A 16,056-nucleotide genomic window follows, 5' to 3' on the forward strand; every position below is an offset into this window, starting at 1 on the left:
GGAAACACGGGCGTCACACGGGTGGGGTTCACTGGGGGGAGACGCCCGACGGGCGCGGGACGGAGGCGCGGCATGGACCTGAACACGATCCAGCGCGTCCGGGTGGTGCGCGAGCGCTCCGAGCTGGCGGGCCGCGGGCCGCGCTCAGCGGTCATCGGAGGCGGCTCCTGGGTGTTCTCCCTCCCCCACGACCACCTCGACGAGCTCCTCGACCTGCAGGGATTCGCGTGGGAGCCGATCGTGCGCACGGACGCCGGGCTCTCGATCGCGGCGACCTGCACGCTCAGCGAGCTCGCCGCGATGCCCGACGCGGGCGCCACCGCCCATCCGCTCTTCTTCCAGTGCTGCACGGCCCTGCTGGGCTCCTTCAAGATCTGGAACGTCGCCACTGTCGGCGGCAACATCGCCAACGCCCTGCCCGCAGGACCGATGATCAGCCTCGCCGCCGCGCTCGACGCCACCGCCCTCGTCTGGCGGGCCGACGGCTCGGACGTCGCCGTGCCGGTCGCCGAGCTCGTGACCGGCAACATGACCACTTCCCTGGCCCGGGACGACGTCATCCGCTCGATCGAGATCCCGCTCTCCTCCCTCCGGGCGCGCACCGCGTTCCGCAAGACGGCGCTCTCCCCTCTCGGACGCTCCGGCGCCGTCGTCATCGGCCGCCTCGACACCGACGGCGCGTTCGTGCTCACAATCACCGCGGCGACCGTCCGGCCGGAGCTGCTCCGCTTCGCCGCCGTTCCCTCCTCGGCCGAGCTCGCCGCGGCCGTCGACGGCGTCGCGACCTGGTTCACCGACCCACACGGAGCCGCCGACTGGCGCCACGCCGTCGTCCGCGTGCTCGCCGAGGAGATTCGCACCGAGCTGGCCGGAGGCGCCCGATGAGGTTCACCGTCAACGGGGAGCCGGTCGACGCCTCCCCCCGCCCCGGCCAGGTGCTGCGCACCCTCCTCCGCGACCACGAGCACTTCGAGGTGAAGAAGGGGTGCGACGCCGGCGACTGCGGCGCCTGCTCCGTCCTCGTCGACGGGACGCCGTTCCACTCCTGCCTCTACCCCGCCCACCGCGTCGAGGGCCGCGAGGTGACGACCGCGGCCGGCCTCGGCACGCCCGAGGAGCCGAGCGCGGTGCAGGAGGCGTTCGTCGAGGCCGGCGCGTTCCAGTGCGGCTTCTGCACGGCCGGCATGGTGGTCACGGCCACGGCGCTCGACGGAGTCCGCGCCGAGGACGTGCCGCGGCTGATGAAGGGCAACCTCTGCCGGTGCACGGGCTACCGCCCCATCCGCGAGGCCGTGACGGGCGCCTGCGCGTCCGGGCACGGCGCGCACGCGGCCGAGCCGTCCGGAGCGGATCGCACGGAGGCCCTGGTCCGCGGACGGCACGCGGCCCCGCCGTCGGGTCTCACCCCCGTCCGCCGCACCGGTCGCCCATCGGCCGAGGAGTCCCGGGTCGGCCGCTCGCTCGGCGCGCCCGCCGGCCGGCGGATCGTCCAGGGCCGCGAGCCGTTCACCCTCGACGTCGCCGTGCCCGGCCTGCTGCACGTGAAGGTCGTCCAGAGCCCGCACGCCCACGCGCGCATCCGCTCGATCGATACGACCGCCGCCCGCGCGATGCGGGGCGTCGTCGCGGTCCTCACCGCCGAGGACGTCCCGGACGTCCTCTACTCCACCGCCCGCCACGAGTCCCGGCTCGACGACCCGGACGACACGCGCATGCTCGACACGGTCGTCCGGTTCCGCGGGCAGCGCGTGGCCGTGGTGGTCGCGGAGTCGGTGGCCGAGGCGGAGGCGGCCTGCCGCGCCGTCGAGGTCGACTACGAGGTGCTGCCCGCCGTCTTCGACCCGGAGGAGGCGCGCTCGGCCGGCGCGCCGCTCCTGCACGCCGACAAGGATCCGATCGCCTCGCGCATCGCCCGGCCGGAGGCGAACGTCGTCGCGGAGCTCCACGGAGAGTACGGGGACGTGGCCGCCGGACTCGCGGAGGCCGACGTGGTCGTCGAGGGCCGGTACTCGACCTCCCGGGTCGCGCACACGGCGCTCGAGACCCACGGCACCATCGGCTGGCTCGAGGGCGGAGAGCTGGTGCTGCGGACCTCGACGCAGGTGCCCTTCCTCGTGCGCGACGAGATCGCGCGCCTGTTCGACCGCGATCCGTCGACCGTCCGCGTCTTCACGGCACGGGTGGGCGGCGGCTTCGGCGGCAAGCAGGAGATCCTGACGGAGGACGTCGTCGCCCTCGCCGTGCTCGCCACCGGCCGGCCCGTGCAGTTCGAGTTCACCCGGAGCGACGAGTTCACGATGGCCCCCTGCCGACACCCGATGCGGGTCGGCGTCACGCTCGGCGCCCGGCGCGACGGACGGCTGACCGCCCTCGCCGTGGACGTGCTCTCGGACACCGGCGCCTACGGCAACCACGGACCCGGCGTGATGTTCCACGGCACCTCGGAGTCGGTCGCCGTCTACAGCGCGCCCAGCAAGCGCGTCGACGCGCAGGCCGTCTACACGAACAACCTCCCCTCGGGGGCGTTCCGCGGCTACGGCCTCGGGCAGGTGATCTTCGGCATCGAGTCGGCGATGGACGATCTCGCCCGCGAGCTCGGGATCGACCCGTTCGAGCTGCGGCGGATCAACGCGGTGCGCCCGGGCGAGCCGCTGGTGGTCACGCACGTCGAGGGCGACGACATCGGCTTCGCCTCCTACGGGCTCGACCAGTGCCTCGACCTCACCGAGGCGGCACTGGCCGGCGGCGGCGGCTCCCCCGCCCCCGACGGACCGGGGTGGCGGACAGGGCAGGGCACGGCACTGGCGATGATCGCCACCATCCCACCGCGGGGCCACTTCTCGGAGGCGACCGTCACCGTCGACGCCGAGGGCGTGCTGACCATCGGCGTCGGCACGGCCGAGTTCGGCAATGGGACGACCACCGTGCACACGCAGCTGGTCGCGAGCGCCTTCCGCGCCTCGGCCGACCGGGTGCGGATCCGCCAGTCCGACACGGACGCGGCCCGCTACGACACCGGAGCGTTCGGCAGCGCCGGCACGGTCGTCGCGGGCAAGGCCGTCCACTCGGCCGCGACGCGCCTCCTCGCCGAGCTGCAGGCGCTCGCCAAGCGGCTGACCGGGCACGACGAGACCTTCGAGCCCGACGACGAGGGCCTGCTCGCTCCGGACGGCACCCGGGTCGCGTTCGCCGATCTGGTCCGTGCGGCCGGCGGACCCGTCACCGCGACCGGGAGCGAGGACGGCGCTCAGCGCTCGCTCGCGTTCAACGTCCAGGGCTTCCGCGTCGCGGTGCACGAGCCGACGGGCGAGGTGCGGATCCTGCAGTCGGTCCAGGCGGCCGACGCCGGCTTCGTGATCAACCCGGCGCAGTGCCGCGGGCAGGTCGAGGGCGGAGTGGCGCAGGCGATCGGCTCGGCGCTGTACGAGGAGGTGATCCTCGACGGCGAGGGCACCGTGACCACGGCGATCCTCCGGAACTACCACATCCCGCAGATGGCGGACGTGCCCGAGACCGAGGTGCTCTTCGCGGACACCGCCGACGAGCTCGGGCCGTTCGGCGCGAAGTCGATGAGCGAGGCGCCCTACAACCCGGTCGCCCCCGCACTCGCCAACGCCGTCCGCGACGCGATCGGCGTGCGGCCGACCGAGCTGCCGCTCTCCCGCGACCGGATCTGGCGGCTCCTGCACCCGGACGCCGCCCCGGTCGCGACCGTCGAGGCGGAGGCGCCGCCCGGTTGAACGACGACGGGCTGAGCGCCGATCGGCCGCCGCAGCTCAGACGCGCGACGCCAGCTCCGTGCTCGCCCGGGCGACCTCGCGGGCGATCGCGTCCTCGTCCGCGTTCACCAGCCGTCCCTCCCGCACCGTCGGGCGACCCTGCACCAGGAGCAGGCTCAGTGGGGGCTGCGCTCCGAATGCGAGCGCCGCGACCGGGTCCGCGATGCCCGCGTGCTCGATCCCGTCGATCCGCCAGAGCGCGAGGTCGGCGAGCTTGCCGACCTCGATCGAGCCGATCTCGTCCTGCCGGCCGAGCACCCGGGCCCCGCCGATGGTGGCGACCGAGAGCGCCTGCCGGGCGCTCATCCGATCGGCGCCGGCGCGCAGGCGGTTCATCAGCACCGCGGCGCGGATCTCGGAGCCGAGCTGACCGGACTCGTTCGACGCCGCGCCGTCCACGCCGAGGCCGACCGGGGCTCCCGCAGCCAGCAGCTGCGGGATCGGCGCGATGCCCGCCGCGAGCCGGCCGTTCGAGGACGGGCAGTGCGCGACTCCGGTGCCCGTGGCCGCGAACTTCGCGATCGCGTCGGCGTCGAGGTGGACGCAGTGCGCCATCCAGACGTCATCGCCGAGCCAGCCGAGCGACTCCAGGTGGTCGGTGGGCGAGAGGCCGAACGCCTCCCGCGTGTAGGCGTCCTCCTCCACGGTCTCGGAGCCGTGGGTGTGCAGCCGGACCCCGAGCTGACGGGCGAGGACGGCCGACTCGCGCAGCAGGTCGGTGGTCACCGAGAAGGGCGAGCACGGGGCGATCGCGACCCGCACCATCGCGTCGGCGGAGGCGTCGTGGTACCGCTGGACCGCCTCTCCACTGGCCTGGAGCGCGGCCGCCGTGGTCTCGACGGCGAAGTCCGGCGGGAGGCCGCCCCGGGACTCGCCGAGGTCCATCGACCCGCGGGTCGCGTGCAGCCGGAGGCCGAGGGTGCCGGCCGCGTCGACGATGCCGCCGACGATGTCGCCGGAGCCCCGCGGGAAGACGTAGTGGTGGTCGGCGACGGTGCTGCAGCCGGACCGGGCGAGGACGCCCATCGCGCCGAGGGCGGCGGAGCGGGTCAGGTCGGCGTCGATGCGGGACCAGGCGGGGTAGAGCGCGACGAGCCAGTCGAAGAGGATCGAGTCCTGCGCCCAGCCGCGGGTGAGCCACTGGTAGAGGTGGTGGTGCGTGTTGACGAGCCCGGGAGTGAGCAGGTGGCCGCGGCCGTCGACCCGCGTGAGCGCGATCGCCTCCTGCGCCGGCACGCCCGTCGGGGACCGTCCGTCGAGTGCCCACGCCGGAGGGTCGCCGGCTCCGACGGCGACGATGCGGGAGTCGTCGACGACGACGTGGCCGACGGGGTGCTCGGTCCCGTGCGCGTCGACGGTGGCGACGTGGGCTCCGGTGAGGACGTGGCGCTGCATGCCCCGAGCATGGCAGCGCGGTGTTTCGCGGCCGTTTCCCGCCGGAGTGCGAGCAGGCCGGCGCGATCACGACGGCGCGCCGTCAGGGGAGGACGTGCGGCTCAGCGCGCCGCGTGGATCGGGCCCGAGCGCCCCGCGAGCGGCTCCCCGGACGTCCCCGTGCGCGCGGCGAGGACCTCCGCGAGGATCGACACGGCCGTCTCCTCCGGCGTCGACGCGCCGATGTCCAGGCCGATCGGCGAGTGCAGGCGGGCGAGCGCCTCCTCCGTCACTCCCGCCTCGCGCAGCAGCCGCAGCCGCCGCTCGTGGGTGCGCCGCGATCCCATCGCGCCGACGTAGGCGACCGGGAGCGCGAGCGCGGTCTCGAGCAGCGGGATGTCGAACTTCTCGTCGTGCGTGAGCACCGCGATCACGGTGCGCGAGTCGACCTCGGCGCGGGCGAGGTGGTCGGACGGCCACTCGACCACGACCTCGTCGGCGCCGGGGAAGCGCTCGGCGGTCGCGAACACCGGACGCGCGTCGCAGACGGTCACGCGGTAGCCGAGCAGGGATCCGGCGGAGCAGAGCGCGGCGGAGAAGTCGACGGCGCCGTAGATCAGCAGGCGCGGCCGCTCGGCGTGCACGATGTAGGCGATCTCGAGCTCGGCGCTCCGGCAGGCGGTCTCGACCGTGGCCGAGCGGCCGGAGGCCAGGCGCGCCTCGCGCTCGGCGAGGATGCGGCGGGCGGTGTCCTCGTCCAGGTGCGGGCCGACGACGTCCTGGAGGCGCGTCGCTCCGGTGAGGACGAGGCCGATCAGCTCCTCCGGGCCACCGACGACGATCGCCAGCGCGGCCGAGCGGCCGGCGCGGGCGGCGCGCAGCTCGGCGAGGACCGCGGTGGAGCCGGAGTCGACGACCTGGCCGAACACGCGCAGCTGCCCCCCGCAGGACAGGCCCGCGGCGAAGGCCGCCTCGTCGTCGAAGCCGAAGTGCTCGGACGCGCTGCTCGAGGTGCCGAGCACCTCCTGGGCCAGCGCGTACGCCTGCGCCTCGACGCAGCCGCCGGAGATCGAGCCGATCGCCCGCCCCTCCGCGTCCACCGCCATCGAGGAGCCGAGAGCGCGGGGAGCCGAGCCGAAGACGTGCGTGACCGTGACGACCGCGACGCTCCCGCCCCCCTCGACGCGCTCGAGCAGGGGGGCGGCGATGTCGAGCACGACGGCCTCCTCTTCTCGGACGGGAGGCGACGGCGCCGGGGCTGCGGGGAGGCCGGGCGGAGCCGCCGACGGGCGCTCACACGCAGGAAACATGCCGAGTATAGGGTCGATCCATGCCTGACGACGCTCCCTTCCTCGACCTCGTGATCCGCGCCTCCGACGTGCTGACCGAGAACGGCCGGCGTCCGGCCAGCATCGCGATCGCCGAGGGCCTGATCGTCGCGGTCGGCGAGCGGGACGCCCCCTGGCGGACCACGGAGGAGATCGTCCTCCCCGAGGGCCAGGTCCTGATCCCGGGGATCGTCGACACCCACGTGCACGTCAACGAGCCGGGCCGCACGGAGTGGGAGGGCTTCGCCTCCGCCACCCGCGCGGCCGCCGCCGGGGGCGTCACCACGATCATCGACATGCCGCTGAACTCGATCCCGCCGACCACCACGGTGGCGGGGCTCGAGGCCAAGCGCGCGGCCGCCGGGCCGCAGGCGCAGGTGGACGTCGGCTTCTGGGGCGGGGCGATCCCCTCGAACCTCGGCACACTGCGCGAGCTCCACGACGCGGGCGTCTTCGGCTTCAAGTGCTTCCTCTCGCCGAGCGGCGTGGACGAGTTCCCGCACCTGAGCCGGGAGCAGCTCGTCGAGGCGATGCGCGAGACCGCCGCCTTCGACGGACTGCTGATCGTGCACGCCGAGGACCCGGCCGAGCTGGAGGCGAGCGCGCTGGAGCCCGGCGCCTCCTACGGCGCGTTCGTCGACTCCCGCCCGCCCGCCTCCGAGCGCAGCGCGATCCTGCACGTGATCGAGGCCGTCCGCGAGACCGGCTGCCGCGCGCACATCCTGCACCTCTCCTCCGCCGACGCGCTGCCGCTCCTGCGCGAGGCCAAGGCCGAGGGGCTGCCGATCTCCGCCGAGACCTGCCCGCACTACCTCACCTTCGACGCCGGCTCGATCCCCGACGGCGGCACGCAGTTCAAGTGCTGCCCGCCGATCCGCGACGAGCGCAACCGCGAGCTGCTCTGGAAGGGGCTGCTCGACGGGACGATCGACATCATCGCCTCGGACCACTCCCCCGCCACCGCCGAGCTGAAGCTCCCCGCGGGCGGCGACTTCGGCGTCGCCTGGGGCGGGATCTCGGGACTCGAGCTGAGCTTCCGCGCGGTCTGGACCGGGGCCCGCGAGCGGGGCATCCCGCTCGAGCAGGTCGTCGCCTGGATGTCCACGGCGACCGCCGCGTTCGCCGGGCTCGGCCAGAAGGGCCTGCTGCACGCGGGATCCGACGCCGACCTGGTCGCGTTCGACCCGGAGGCGCAGTGGCGCGTGGACGTCGACGCCCTCTCGCACCGGAACCGCGTCTCGGCCTACGAGGGCCGCGTCCTCCGCGGCGCCGTCGCCGCCACCTGGGTCGGCGGCCGACGCGTCACCGCCGCGACGGTCCCGCCCGCCGGGCGCCTCCTCAGCCGCCCCTGACCTCGACCCGCCGATGCCCCGCCTCCCTGACGACACCTCGGGGAGCTCCCCCGCTCACGCCGAGCGCCGCCGTGTCATCGGCAGGTTTCGAGTGTGTGAACGGAGGCGGGTCGGAGCCGCGGAGCGGGCGGATCGCACAAGACTCGGAGTCCCGGCGGCGGCTCCTCGGGATGCTCCGCCGGTGCGCGGAGCCCCCGGCAGGCGCGAGGCTGGCAGACGGGCTCGCAGGAGCCGCGAGCAGGACGGGCACCACCGCGTGACCGGGCCCGGCCGCACGGAACGGACAGGAGCGGACATGTCGATCATCCTCGGGGACCACCAGTACGGGAAGGCCGAGAACCGCGTCGTGCGGATCTACCGCGAGACCCCGCGGCACGAGATCCACGACGTCAACGTCTCCACGGCCCTCCGCGGCGACTTCGAGGCCGCGCACCGAGAGGGCGACCAGTCGGCCGTCCTGCCCACGGACACGCAGAAGCAGACGGCGTACGCCTTCGCCAAGGAGAAGGGCCTGCGCTCGATCGAGCCCTACGGCCTCGAGCTGGCCCGCCACTTCGTCGACGGCTACGAGCCCGTCCACGGCGCCCGCATCGAGATCGAGGAGTTCGCCTGGGAGCGCGTGCTGGTGGACGGGCGCGAGCACGACCACACCTGGGTCCGGAAGGGCCAGGAGACGCGGATCGCGTCGGTCACGGTCGAGGGCTCGGGCGAGGAGCGGCGGATCTGGATCACCGGCGGCTTCAAGGACCTGACGATCCTGAAGTCCACGGGGAGCGAGTTCCACGGCTTCCTCACCGACCCGTACACGGTCCTCCAGCCGACGAACGACCGGGTGATGGCGACCTCGCTGGTCGCGAAGTGGCGCTTCGGCCTGAGCGAGGACGAGATCGCGGCGATGGACTGGGAGGCGGTCTACGCGGGCGTCAAGGCGCTCATGACGAGCCGCTTCGCGACCGTGCACTCCCTCGCCCTCCAGCAGACGCTCTTCGAGATGGGGAAGGCGGTCCTGGAGGAGTACCCGCAGATCGTCGAGATCCGTCTCTCCGCGCCGAACAAGCACCACTTCGTCTACGACCTCTCGCCCTTCGGCGTCGAGAACGACAACGAGGTCTTCCACGCCGCCGACCGCCCCTACGGGCTGATCCAGGCGAGCGTCACCCGCGACGACGCGCCGCCCGCGGGATCCGCCTGGACCGCCTACACGGGCCTGGTGTGACCGGCGCCGGGGGCGTCCACCGGGGGCACGTGCTGCACGTCGCCGGGGGTGCGACGCTCACGACCGCGCGGGAGTCGCTGGTGTCGATCCCGGACGGCGCTCTCGCCGTGGACGAGGACGGCACGATCGCCTGGGTCGGTCCGTACCGCGAGCTGCCGGACCGCTTCGCGCTCCTGCCGGTCTCCGGCGACGCCGCGTCGATCCTGCTGCCCGGCTTCGTCGACGCGCACGTGCACTTCCCCCAGACGTTCTCGACCGACGGCTTCGGCGGCGGCCAGCTGCTCGAGTGGCTCGACCGGACCGTGTTCCCGGCGGAGGCGCGGCTCGCCGACCCGGAGTTCGCCGACGTCGTCGCGCGAGCCTTCACCCGGCGACGGGTGGCCGCGGGCACGACCGCCGCGATGGTCTTCGGCTCCGCGTTCCCGGCCGCGCAGGACGCCCTCTTCGAGCGCACCCGCGAGGCGGGGCTGCGGATCGTGTCGGGGCGCGGGATCCAGACCACGGGCCCGGCCTCGGCGGCGCCCCTGATCACCTCGGAGGAGGAGGCGCTGACGCTCGCGTCGGAGGAGATCGACCGCTGGCACGGGAGGGACCCGCTCCTGCAGGTCGCGCTCGTCCCGCGGTTCTCGCTGTCCGTCACTCCCCGGACCCTCGGAGCGCTCGGCGACCTCTACGACGACGTCCGCGGACGCGGCGTCTACGTGCACAGCCACCTCAACGAGAACGACCGGCCCGGCGACGGCGAGATCGCCGCCGTGCTCGGCTCGTACGGCACCCGCAGCTACCTCGACACCTACGACGGGCTCTTCCTGCCCGGCTCCGCGCGCGGCGGCTCCTCCCTCCTCGGGCCGCGCACGATCCTCGCTCACGCCGTGCACTGCCAGGACGCGGAGCTGCACCGGATGGAGGAGACCGGCACCTCGATCGCCCACTGCCCGACCTCGCAGCAGTTCCTCGGCTCCGGCACCATGCCCTGGCGCCGGACCGTCGCCTCGGGGGTCACCGTCGCCCTCGGTTCGGACGTGGGCGCGGGCGACGAGTGGCTGCTGGCGCGAGTGGCGAACGACGCCTTCAAGGTGCACCTCTCGGAGCCCGGCGACGCGGCCGTCGCCCTGCATCCGGCCGAGCTCCTGTTCACGGCGACGCTCGCCGGCGCGCGGGCGCTCGACCAGGAGGAGCGGTTCGGCAGCCTCGACCCCGGGAAGGACGCGGACTTCCTCCGCATCGAGCCCGACCGGTGGGAGCCGCTCGCCGACGTCCTCGCCCACGGGATCCGCGCGGACGACGAGGAGGAGGCGACGGCCCAGCTGCTCTTCGCCCTGCTGATGACCCTGCGCGAGCCGGCGATCGCCGCGGTGCACGTCCGGGGCAGGCGGATCGTGGCTCCGGAGTGACGGGGCCGGCCCGGGAAGCGCGGTGCGGACCGCGCGCACCCGGCCGTCAGCGCAGGCGCAGCGCCAGGAACAGGTCGGCGCGGTCCGCGGTGTCCGACAGGTCGCGCTGCGTCAGCTCCTCCACCCGCGCGATGCGGTACCGCACCGTGTTCAGGTGCAGGTGCGTCTGCTCCGCCGTGCGCACCCATGAGCCGCCGCAGTCGAGGAACGCCGCGAGCGTGGCGACCAGCTGCGAGCCGTAGCGCGCGTCGTGCTCGACGAGCCGCCCGAGCACCAGCTCGACGAACACCGAGCGCAGGTGGTCGGGGACGGCGCTCAGCAGCTGCACGGCGGAGGTGACCTCTCCGGAGTCGCTGACCCGCACGGGAGCGTCGTCGCCCGGCGAGCCCGGCAGCAGCATCCCGTAGCGTGCCGAGCGGAGGGCGCCGCCGAGCGCGGGCAGCGGAGTCGCGGCGCTCGTCCCGACGCGCAGCACGGCGCCCGGCCACGCGGCTCCCGCTCGTCGCAGCGCCGAGGTGACGACGGCGAGCGGATCCGCGCCGGTGGGGATCGCATCGGTCGCCTCGGTGGGCAGCACCGCCACCGCGCAGCCCTGGGCGTCGCGTCCGACCACGGCGCGGCCCAGGTGCGCGGCGGCGTCGACCAGGACACGGCGCGCCAGGTCCGGGGGCGCGTCGCCCTCGAACTCGGCGGCGACCACGGCGCACCGCCCGGCGCCGCCGAGTCCGAGCTGCCGCAGGTACACCGCGGCCTCGGGCTGCTCGCTGTCCTCCTCCACGACCTCGAGCAGGCGGTCGGCGAGAGCGGAGTCGGCCGAGAGCGCCGCCTCCCGCTGCAGCCGGTAGACCCCCACGACTCCGGCGAGCTCGGTCACGGCGTCCAGCACTGCGGCGGGCCAGTCGTTCCAGTCGCCCCCGACGACGACCAGCCAGGAGGTGGCGCGGTGCTCGCCCGCACCGGCGACGGTGAGGACCGACAGGGCGCCGCCGCGGGCGTCCGCGACCACGACCGGGCTGCGCCGGGCCGTGAGCGCCGCGTGCACGACCCGCTCGATCTCCCCCAGCCCCAGGGGCGAGGCGGAGGCCGCGGTCCGGCCGGTCGCGGTCAGCACCGACACGGGGAGTCCGAGCTCGCGCGAGGTGCGCGTGACGAGCTCGTCGAGCTGCTGCCCCCGGTAGACCTCGGTCAGCAGCTCCCGCTGGCGGGCGAGGGCGGCCGTCAGCCGGGCCACGCGGTCGCCGGCGAAGGCGTTCGACAGGTGCGCCGTGATCGCGCCGAACGACACATCGGCCGGCACGGCGATCAGCGGGACGTCGTGCTCGCGGCAGGCGACGACGAGGTCGTCCGGCACGAAGCCCAGCAGCCCCTCGCCGGCGAGCAGAGCGCTGGCACCCGAGTCCGCGACCGCGGCGACGAAGGCCGCGCTGTCCTGGGCGTCCCGACGCCAGACCAGACCGGTCAGCACCAGCTGGTCGCGCGAGATGTAGCGGCGCGGGTCGAGGAGATCGGTCGTGAAGATGCCGTCGACCGGCCGGGCGAGCGCTCCGTCGCCGGCGACCAGCACGCGCAGCCGCAGCTGCGGCGCGTCGAGGACGTCCTGCAGCTGCATCAGCTGCCCCGGTAGGTCGAGTAGGCGAAGGGGCTGAGCAGGAGCGGGATGTGGAAGTGCGCCTCCTCGTCGTCGAGGCGGAAGGCGACGACGACCTCGGGGTAGAACGACTCGGTGCCCGAGGCGGCGAACCAGGCGCCGGTGTCGAAGACGACCCGGTGCACCCCGGCGGCCAGGCGCTCCGGCCCGAAGGCCGCCACGCGGCCGTCGTCGTCGGTGCGGGCCTCGGCGAGGCGCTCCCAGCCGGAGCCGACACGGGCGTCGAGAGCCACCGGGACCCCGCGCGCGGGGCGGCCGCGGACGGCGTCGAGCACGTGGGTGGTGACGCGGCTGGCGTGCCCGCTCATCGTGCGGCCTCCGCCCGGACGAGGCGCCCGTCGTCGAGGCCGCGGACCCGCAGCACCGTGATCTCCCGCAGCTGCTCCGCGACGATGCGGGCCTCCGTCTCGTCGTCGAGCCCGAGTCTCCGCTCCAGCTCCGCGACGACCTCGGCCCGGTCGCGGCCGGCCGCACGGAGGAGGAACATGCGCCCGAACCGCTCCTCGTAGGCGCGGTTGCCGGCCAGCAGCCGCCGGGTCAGCTCCTCGTCGCCCGTGCGGCTCGCCGCCTGCTCCGCGGCCGAGAACGCGGAGGAGCGCCCCGCGCCCGCGTGCCGCTCGCCGATCCGGGGGTGGTCGGCCAGCGCCGCCTCCACCTCCTCCTCGGTGAGCGTGCGCGCGGCCCGCTCGGCCGCGTCGGCGAGCGCGTCGGCCGACGGGTAGGGCGCGCCGGAGGCGACCTCGTCGGCCCAGCGGGGGACGGCGAGGCACGCGAGCAGCACGTCGCGGGCGGTCTCGGATCGGGTGTCGGTCATGCGGTCTCCTTCGTCCGGCGGAGCAGGGGCTCGGCCTGCGGCACGATGGTCGGATGGATCTGGTCGGGAGTCGGGACCTCGTCGGGCTGGTGCTCGCGGCGGGTGCGGGACGCCGGGCGGGCGGCCCGAAGGCGCTGCGGTGCGACGCGGCGGGAGTTCCCTGGGTGAAGCGAGCCGTCGAGAGGCTCCGCGCGGTGGGCTGCGAGCGGGTGCTCGTGGTCCTGGGCGCGGAGGCCGGACGGGCGCGCCTCCTGGTGCCGCCGTCCGCGGACGTGGTCGTCGCGGCGGAGTGGGAGACCGGCCTCTCGGCGTCGCTCCGCGCGGGTCTCGCCGCGGCCGAGGGCGTCGCCGCGCTGGTCGCCCTGGTCGACCTGCCCGAGGAGCCGCCGAGCGTGGGGGCCCGGCTGCTCGCGGAGGCGCCGGTCGCGCCGGACGTGCTCGCCCGCGCGGTCTTCCGCGGTCGGCCCGGTCATCCGGTGCTGCTGGGACGGGACCACTGGCCGGAGCTCCTCGAGGGCGTGCACGGCGACTCCGGCGCGCGCGACCTGCTCCGCGCGAGGGGCGCGCGGGGGGTGGAGTGCGGCGATCTGTGGTCGGGAGCCGACCGCGACGGGCCGGACTGAGCGGTTCACGCCAGGCCCGCGTCGTCGAGGGCGGCGGCCAGCGCCCGCCAGGCCAGGGTCGCGCAGACGGAGCGGACGGGATTGCCCGCCACCGCGAGCAGCGCCTGCTCCTCGCCGGCGAGAGCACCCTCCCGGTGCGCCATCGCCGCGAGGAACGCGTCGATCCGCTCCCGTACCGCCGGCGCCGGCAGCCCGTCGAGACCGTCCACGAGCAGCGACGCGGATCCCCGTGAGACCTCGCACCCCCGCCCGCTCCAGGCGAGGCGCACCTGCTCGACGCCGCCGTCGACGCGCAGCTCGATCCGGTCGCCGCAGGTGGGGGTGATGAGCTCGGCACGGCCGAGGGACGGAGTCGGGTCGGCCTGCCCGACGGGGTCCTTGGCGTGCGCACGGATCAGCTCCGCCGCCTCGCTCACGGCCGGTCCTCCAGCTCGGCGAGCTCCGCGTAGGCCGTGCTGATCCCGGCGATCCGCTCGCGCGACTCCCTCGGCGACGCCCCGAGCACTCCGGAGGCCACGAGCGCGACCGCGCTCATCGCCGCCGCGTAGCTGTCCAGCGCCGTGCCGCTGTCGACCGGGCACTCCAGCCAGACCGCCGCGTGCTCCGCGTAGCGCCGGGCGGGCGGATCCGCGAGGAGCACCACGGGCACCTCGCGCGCGGCGAGCGTCCCGATCAGGGCGGCGAAGGAGGCGGGGCGGCGGCGGAAGCCGACCAGCACCACGACGTCCTCGGCTCCGAGCCCCTCGAGCTCCTCACCGAGCGACTGGCCGGGCTGCGGGGCGATCCGGACGCGTCCGCGCGCCTGCGCGAGCTGCTGGCGCAGGTGCAGCGCCACCGGGTAGCTGTTGCGCAGTCCGATCACGACGACCTCGCGCGCTCCCGCGATCAGCCGCACCGCCTCCTCCAGCCGCCCGTCGCCGAACGCGGCGGCCAGCCGGGCCAGGTTCGCCCGCTCGCTCTCGAGGTGCGCGGCGAGCGGATCCCCCTGTCCCTGCGCGGGACCGACCGGCACACCGGAGGACCGCAGCGCCCGGGCGTGCTCGCGCACCTCCTGCGAGTTCGAGAACCCCAGGCGGCGGAACAGCCGCGAGACCGTGGCCTTGGACACTCCGCTGTGCTGGGCGAGCTCGGTCGCCGTGTAGACGGCCAGGTCGCCGAGGTGGTCGAGGATGAAGTCGGCCGCTCGCTGCTCCTGCCGCGACAGCGCGGCGTAGCCGGCATCGATGCGGTGACCGATGCTCGTCGAGGGGGCCGGGGCGGGGGTCACGCGGTCTGCGTCCCGTCGGCGAGCGCCAGCACGGCCGCCTCGAACGCGTCGAGCGCGGTCGCGACGTCGGCCTCGGTCACGTTCTCGTCCGGGTGGTGGCTGACGCCGCCCTCGCAGCGGAGGAAGAGCATCGCGTACTCGGCGAGGTCGGCGACCGCCATCGCGTCGTGGCCGGCCTTGGAGAACAGCACCATCGGCTCCGCGTCCCCGGTCGCGCGGATGCCCGCGCGCACGACGTCCTGCAGCCGAGAGGAGGCGACGACCGCGGGGGCCGAATGGGTCTCCTCCACCGTCAGCGCGAGACGGCGGCGCGACGCCGACTCCGACATCGCGTGCTCGATGGCGTCCCACGCCGTGTCGCGCTGGGCGTCGGTCTCGGCGCGGAGGTCGAGGCTGAACTCGACCCGGCCGGGGATGACGTTGACCGCGCCCGGGAAGGTCTCGAGCCGGCCGACCGTGGCGATCACGCCCTGCTCCCGCGCGATGCGCTCCACCGCGAGCACGGCCTCGGCCGCCCCGGTGAGCGCGTCGCGGCGGCGGTCGAGCGGAACTCCGCCCGCGTGCCCGGCCTTGCCGGTGAGGGTGAGTGCGAAGCGGCGGGCGCCCGCTATCGAGGAGACCACGGCGAGGGCGCGGTCAGCCTCCTCCAGGTAGGGGCCCTGCTCGATGTGCGCCTCGAGGTAGGCGAGAACGTCCTGCGCGTCGCGCGCGGCGGTGCGGATGCGCGAGGGGTCCAGCCCGAACTCGTGGAACGCCTCGACGAGCGTCGTCCCGTCGGCGTCCTCGAGATCCCACCAGTGCTCGTCCCAGGTGCCGGCGAGGGCGCGGGAGCCGAGGAGCGCTGTGCCGAAGCGGGTGCCCTCCTCGTCGCCGAACGCGACGACCTCGACGGCGAACGGCAGGCGCCGGCCCGCCCCGTGCAGGCGCGACACCACGGCGATCGCGAGCATCACGCCGAGGATCCCGTCGTAGCGGCCCGCGTCGGGCACCGTGTCGAGGTGCGAGCCGAGCAGGAGCGCCGGGAGTCCCGGAGTCGCGCCCTCGTAGCGGCCGCACTGGTTGCCGGCCGCGTCCTGCCAGGTGCGCATGCCCGCCTCGGTCATCCAGCGCGCGGCCATCGCGTTCACCCGGGCGTGCTCGGGCGAGAGGTAGACCCGCTCGATGCCGTCGCGGCTGGAGGAGACCGCGGCGAGCTCGTCGCAGCGGGCCATGATCGCGGCGGCGTCGAGGGCGGGGGCTCCTCCTGCCGTCGACGTCGTCG

Annotated in this window: 14 protein-coding genes; 6 read left to right on the forward strand and 8 right to left on the reverse strand. The window is 75.0% G+C overall.

Annotated elements, in window-relative coordinates; translation table 11 throughout:
* Positions 1-72: 72 nt before the first annotated feature.
* Both C5C50_RS15915 and C5C50_RS15920 read left to right on the forward strand, forming a co-directional pair.
* A complete protein-coding gene (locus tag C5C50_RS15915) occupies positions 73-885 on the forward strand; it encodes an FAD binding domain-containing protein (RefSeq protein ID WP_104273889.1) in 813 nt (270 codons plus the stop codon).
* Complete coding sequence (locus tag C5C50_RS15920; protein WP_104273890.1) at positions 882-3,740, forward strand: molybdopterin cofactor-binding domain-containing protein; 2,859 nt, start codon at positions 882-884, stop codon at positions 3,738-3,740. Before C5C50_RS15915 ends, C5C50_RS15920 begins: the two co-directional genes overlap by 4 nt.
* A gap of 36 nt (positions 3,741-3,776) precedes the next feature.
* Here C5C50_RS15920 and C5C50_RS15925 read toward each other — a convergent pair whose 3' ends face one another.
* Complete coding sequence (locus tag C5C50_RS15925) at positions 3,777-5,174, reverse strand: 8-oxoguanine deaminase (RefSeq protein ID WP_104273891.1); 1,398 nt, start codon at positions 5,172-5,174, stop codon at positions 3,777-3,779.
* Positions 5,175-5,275: 101 nt separating this feature from the next.
* Positions 5,276-6,370 (reverse strand): XdhC family protein, encoded by a 1,095-nt coding sequence (locus tag C5C50_RS15930; RefSeq protein WP_219814116.1) that lies wholly within the window; start codon positions 6,368-6,370, stop codon positions 5,276-5,278.
* 113 nt (positions 6,371-6,483) lie between these two features.
* On the opposite strand from C5C50_RS15930, the gene allB reads away from it, so the two are divergent.
* The 3 genes from allB (at position 6,484) to C5C50_RS15945 (ending at position 10,443) form a co-directional block, all read left to right on the forward strand.
* Positions 6,484-7,833, forward strand: a complete 1,350-nt coding sequence (gene allB, locus C5C50_RS15935; RefSeq protein WP_104273893.1) for an allantoinase AllB — start codon at positions 6,484-6,486, stop codon at positions 7,831-7,833.
* Positions 7,834-8,128: 295 nt separating this feature from the next.
* Positions 8,129-9,049 (forward strand): factor-independent urate hydroxylase, encoded by a 921-nt coding sequence (gene pucL, locus C5C50_RS15940; RefSeq protein WP_104273894.1) that lies wholly within the window; start codon positions 8,129-8,131, stop codon positions 9,047-9,049.
* The gene (locus C5C50_RS15945) at positions 9,046-10,443 is read left to right on the forward strand and encodes an amidohydrolase family protein (RefSeq protein WP_104273895.1); all 1,398 of its coding nucleotides are present in this window, start codon (positions 9,046-9,048) and stop codon (positions 10,441-10,443) included. The genes pucL and C5C50_RS15945 overlap by 4 nt, the downstream gene beginning before the upstream one ends.
* A 46-nt stretch (positions 10,444-10,489) precedes the next feature.
* Here C5C50_RS15945 and C5C50_RS15950 read toward each other — a convergent pair whose 3' ends face one another.
* From C5C50_RS15950 to uraD, 3 genes are read right to left on the reverse strand one after another with little or no spacing between them, the layout of a single operon-like run.
* Complete coding sequence (locus C5C50_RS15950) at positions 10,490-12,052, reverse strand: PucR family transcriptional regulator (RefSeq protein WP_104273896.1); 1,563 nt, start codon at positions 12,050-12,052, stop codon at positions 10,490-10,492.
* A complete protein-coding gene (gene uraH / locus C5C50_RS15955) occupies positions 12,052-12,399 on the reverse strand; it encodes a hydroxyisourate hydrolase (protein ID WP_104223494.1) in 348 nt (115 codons plus the stop codon). The genes C5C50_RS15950 and uraH overlap by 1 nt, the downstream gene beginning before the upstream one ends.
* Positions 12,396-12,905, reverse strand: coding sequence for a 2-oxo-4-hydroxy-4-carboxy-5-ureidoimidazoline decarboxylase (gene uraD, locus C5C50_RS15960; protein WP_104269243.1), 510 nt, complete (start codon positions 12,903-12,905; stop codon positions 12,396-12,398). The genes uraH and uraD overlap by 4 nt, the downstream gene beginning before the upstream one ends.
* 53 nt (positions 12,906-12,958) lie before the next feature.
* Between uraD and C5C50_RS15965 the strand changes: the two genes are divergently transcribed.
* Positions 12,959-13,528 (forward strand): NTP transferase domain-containing protein, encoded by a 570-nt coding sequence (locus tag C5C50_RS15965; RefSeq protein ID WP_104273897.1) that lies wholly within the window; start codon positions 12,959-12,961, stop codon positions 13,526-13,528.
* 5 nt (positions 13,529-13,533) lie between these two features.
* On the opposite strand, the gene C5C50_RS15970 is transcribed toward C5C50_RS15965, so the two are convergent.
* From C5C50_RS15970 to C5C50_RS15980, 3 genes are read right to left on the reverse strand one after another with little or no spacing between them, the layout of a single operon-like run.
* Entirely contained in the window at positions 13,534-13,944 is a 411-nt protein-coding gene (locus C5C50_RS15970; RefSeq protein ID WP_104226650.1) for an iron-sulfur cluster assembly scaffold protein, read from the reverse strand.
* A complete protein-coding gene (locus C5C50_RS15975; RefSeq protein ID WP_219812189.1) occupies positions 13,941-14,795 on the reverse strand; it encodes a MurR/RpiR family transcriptional regulator in 855 nt (284 codons plus the stop codon). Before C5C50_RS15975 ends, C5C50_RS15970 begins: the two co-directional genes overlap by 4 nt.
* The gene (locus C5C50_RS15980; RefSeq protein WP_104273898.1) at positions 14,792-16,006 is read right to left on the reverse strand and encodes an allantoate amidohydrolase; all 1,215 of its coding nucleotides are present in this window, start codon (positions 16,004-16,006) and stop codon (positions 14,792-14,794) included. Before C5C50_RS15980 ends, C5C50_RS15975 begins: the two co-directional genes overlap by 4 nt.
* Between the last annotated feature and the right edge of the window lie 50 nt (positions 16,007-16,056).

Source organism: Rathayibacter sp. AY1D9 (assembly GCF_002932395.1).
Taxonomy (GTDB): domain Bacteria; phylum Actinomycetota; class Actinomycetes; order Actinomycetales; family Microbacteriaceae; genus Rathayibacter.

Coding starts and splice junctions, on each gene's coding strand:
- C5C50_RS15925 (WP_104273891.1), bottom strand. CDS start 5,174: ATGCAGCGCCACGTCCTCACCGGAGCCCACGTCGCCACCGTCGACGCG.
- uraH (WP_104223494.1), bottom strand. CDS start 12,399: ATGAGCGGGCACGCCAGCCGCGTCACCACCCACGTGCTCGACGCCGTC.
- uraD (WP_104269243.1), bottom strand. CDS start 12,905: ATGACCGACACCCGATCCGAGACCGCCCGCGACGTGCTGCTCGCGTGC.
- allB (WP_104273893.1), top strand. CDS start 6,484: ATGCCTGACGACGCTCCCTTCCTCGACCTCGTGATCCGCGCCTCCGAC.
- pucL (WP_104273894.1), top strand. CDS start 8,129: ATGTCGATCATCCTCGGGGACCACCAGTACGGGAAGGCCGAGAACCGC.
- C5C50_RS15920 (WP_104273890.1), top strand. CDS start 882: ATGAGGTTCACCGTCAACGGGGAGCCGGTCGACGCCTCCCCCCGCCCC.
- C5C50_RS15915 (WP_104273889.1), top strand. CDS start 73: ATGGACCTGAACACGATCCAGCGCGTCCGGGTGGTGCGCGAGCGCTCC.
- C5C50_RS15950 (WP_104273896.1), bottom strand. CDS start 12,052: ATGCAGCTGCAGGACGTCCTCGACGCGCCGCAGCTGCGGCTGCGCGTG.
- C5C50_RS15965 (WP_104273897.1), top strand. CDS start 12,959: ATGGATCTGGTCGGGAGTCGGGACCTCGTCGGGCTGGTGCTCGCGGCG.
- C5C50_RS15980 (WP_104273898.1), bottom strand. CDS start 16,006: ATGGCCCGCTGCGACGAGCTCGCCGCGGTCTCCTCCAGCCGCGACGGC.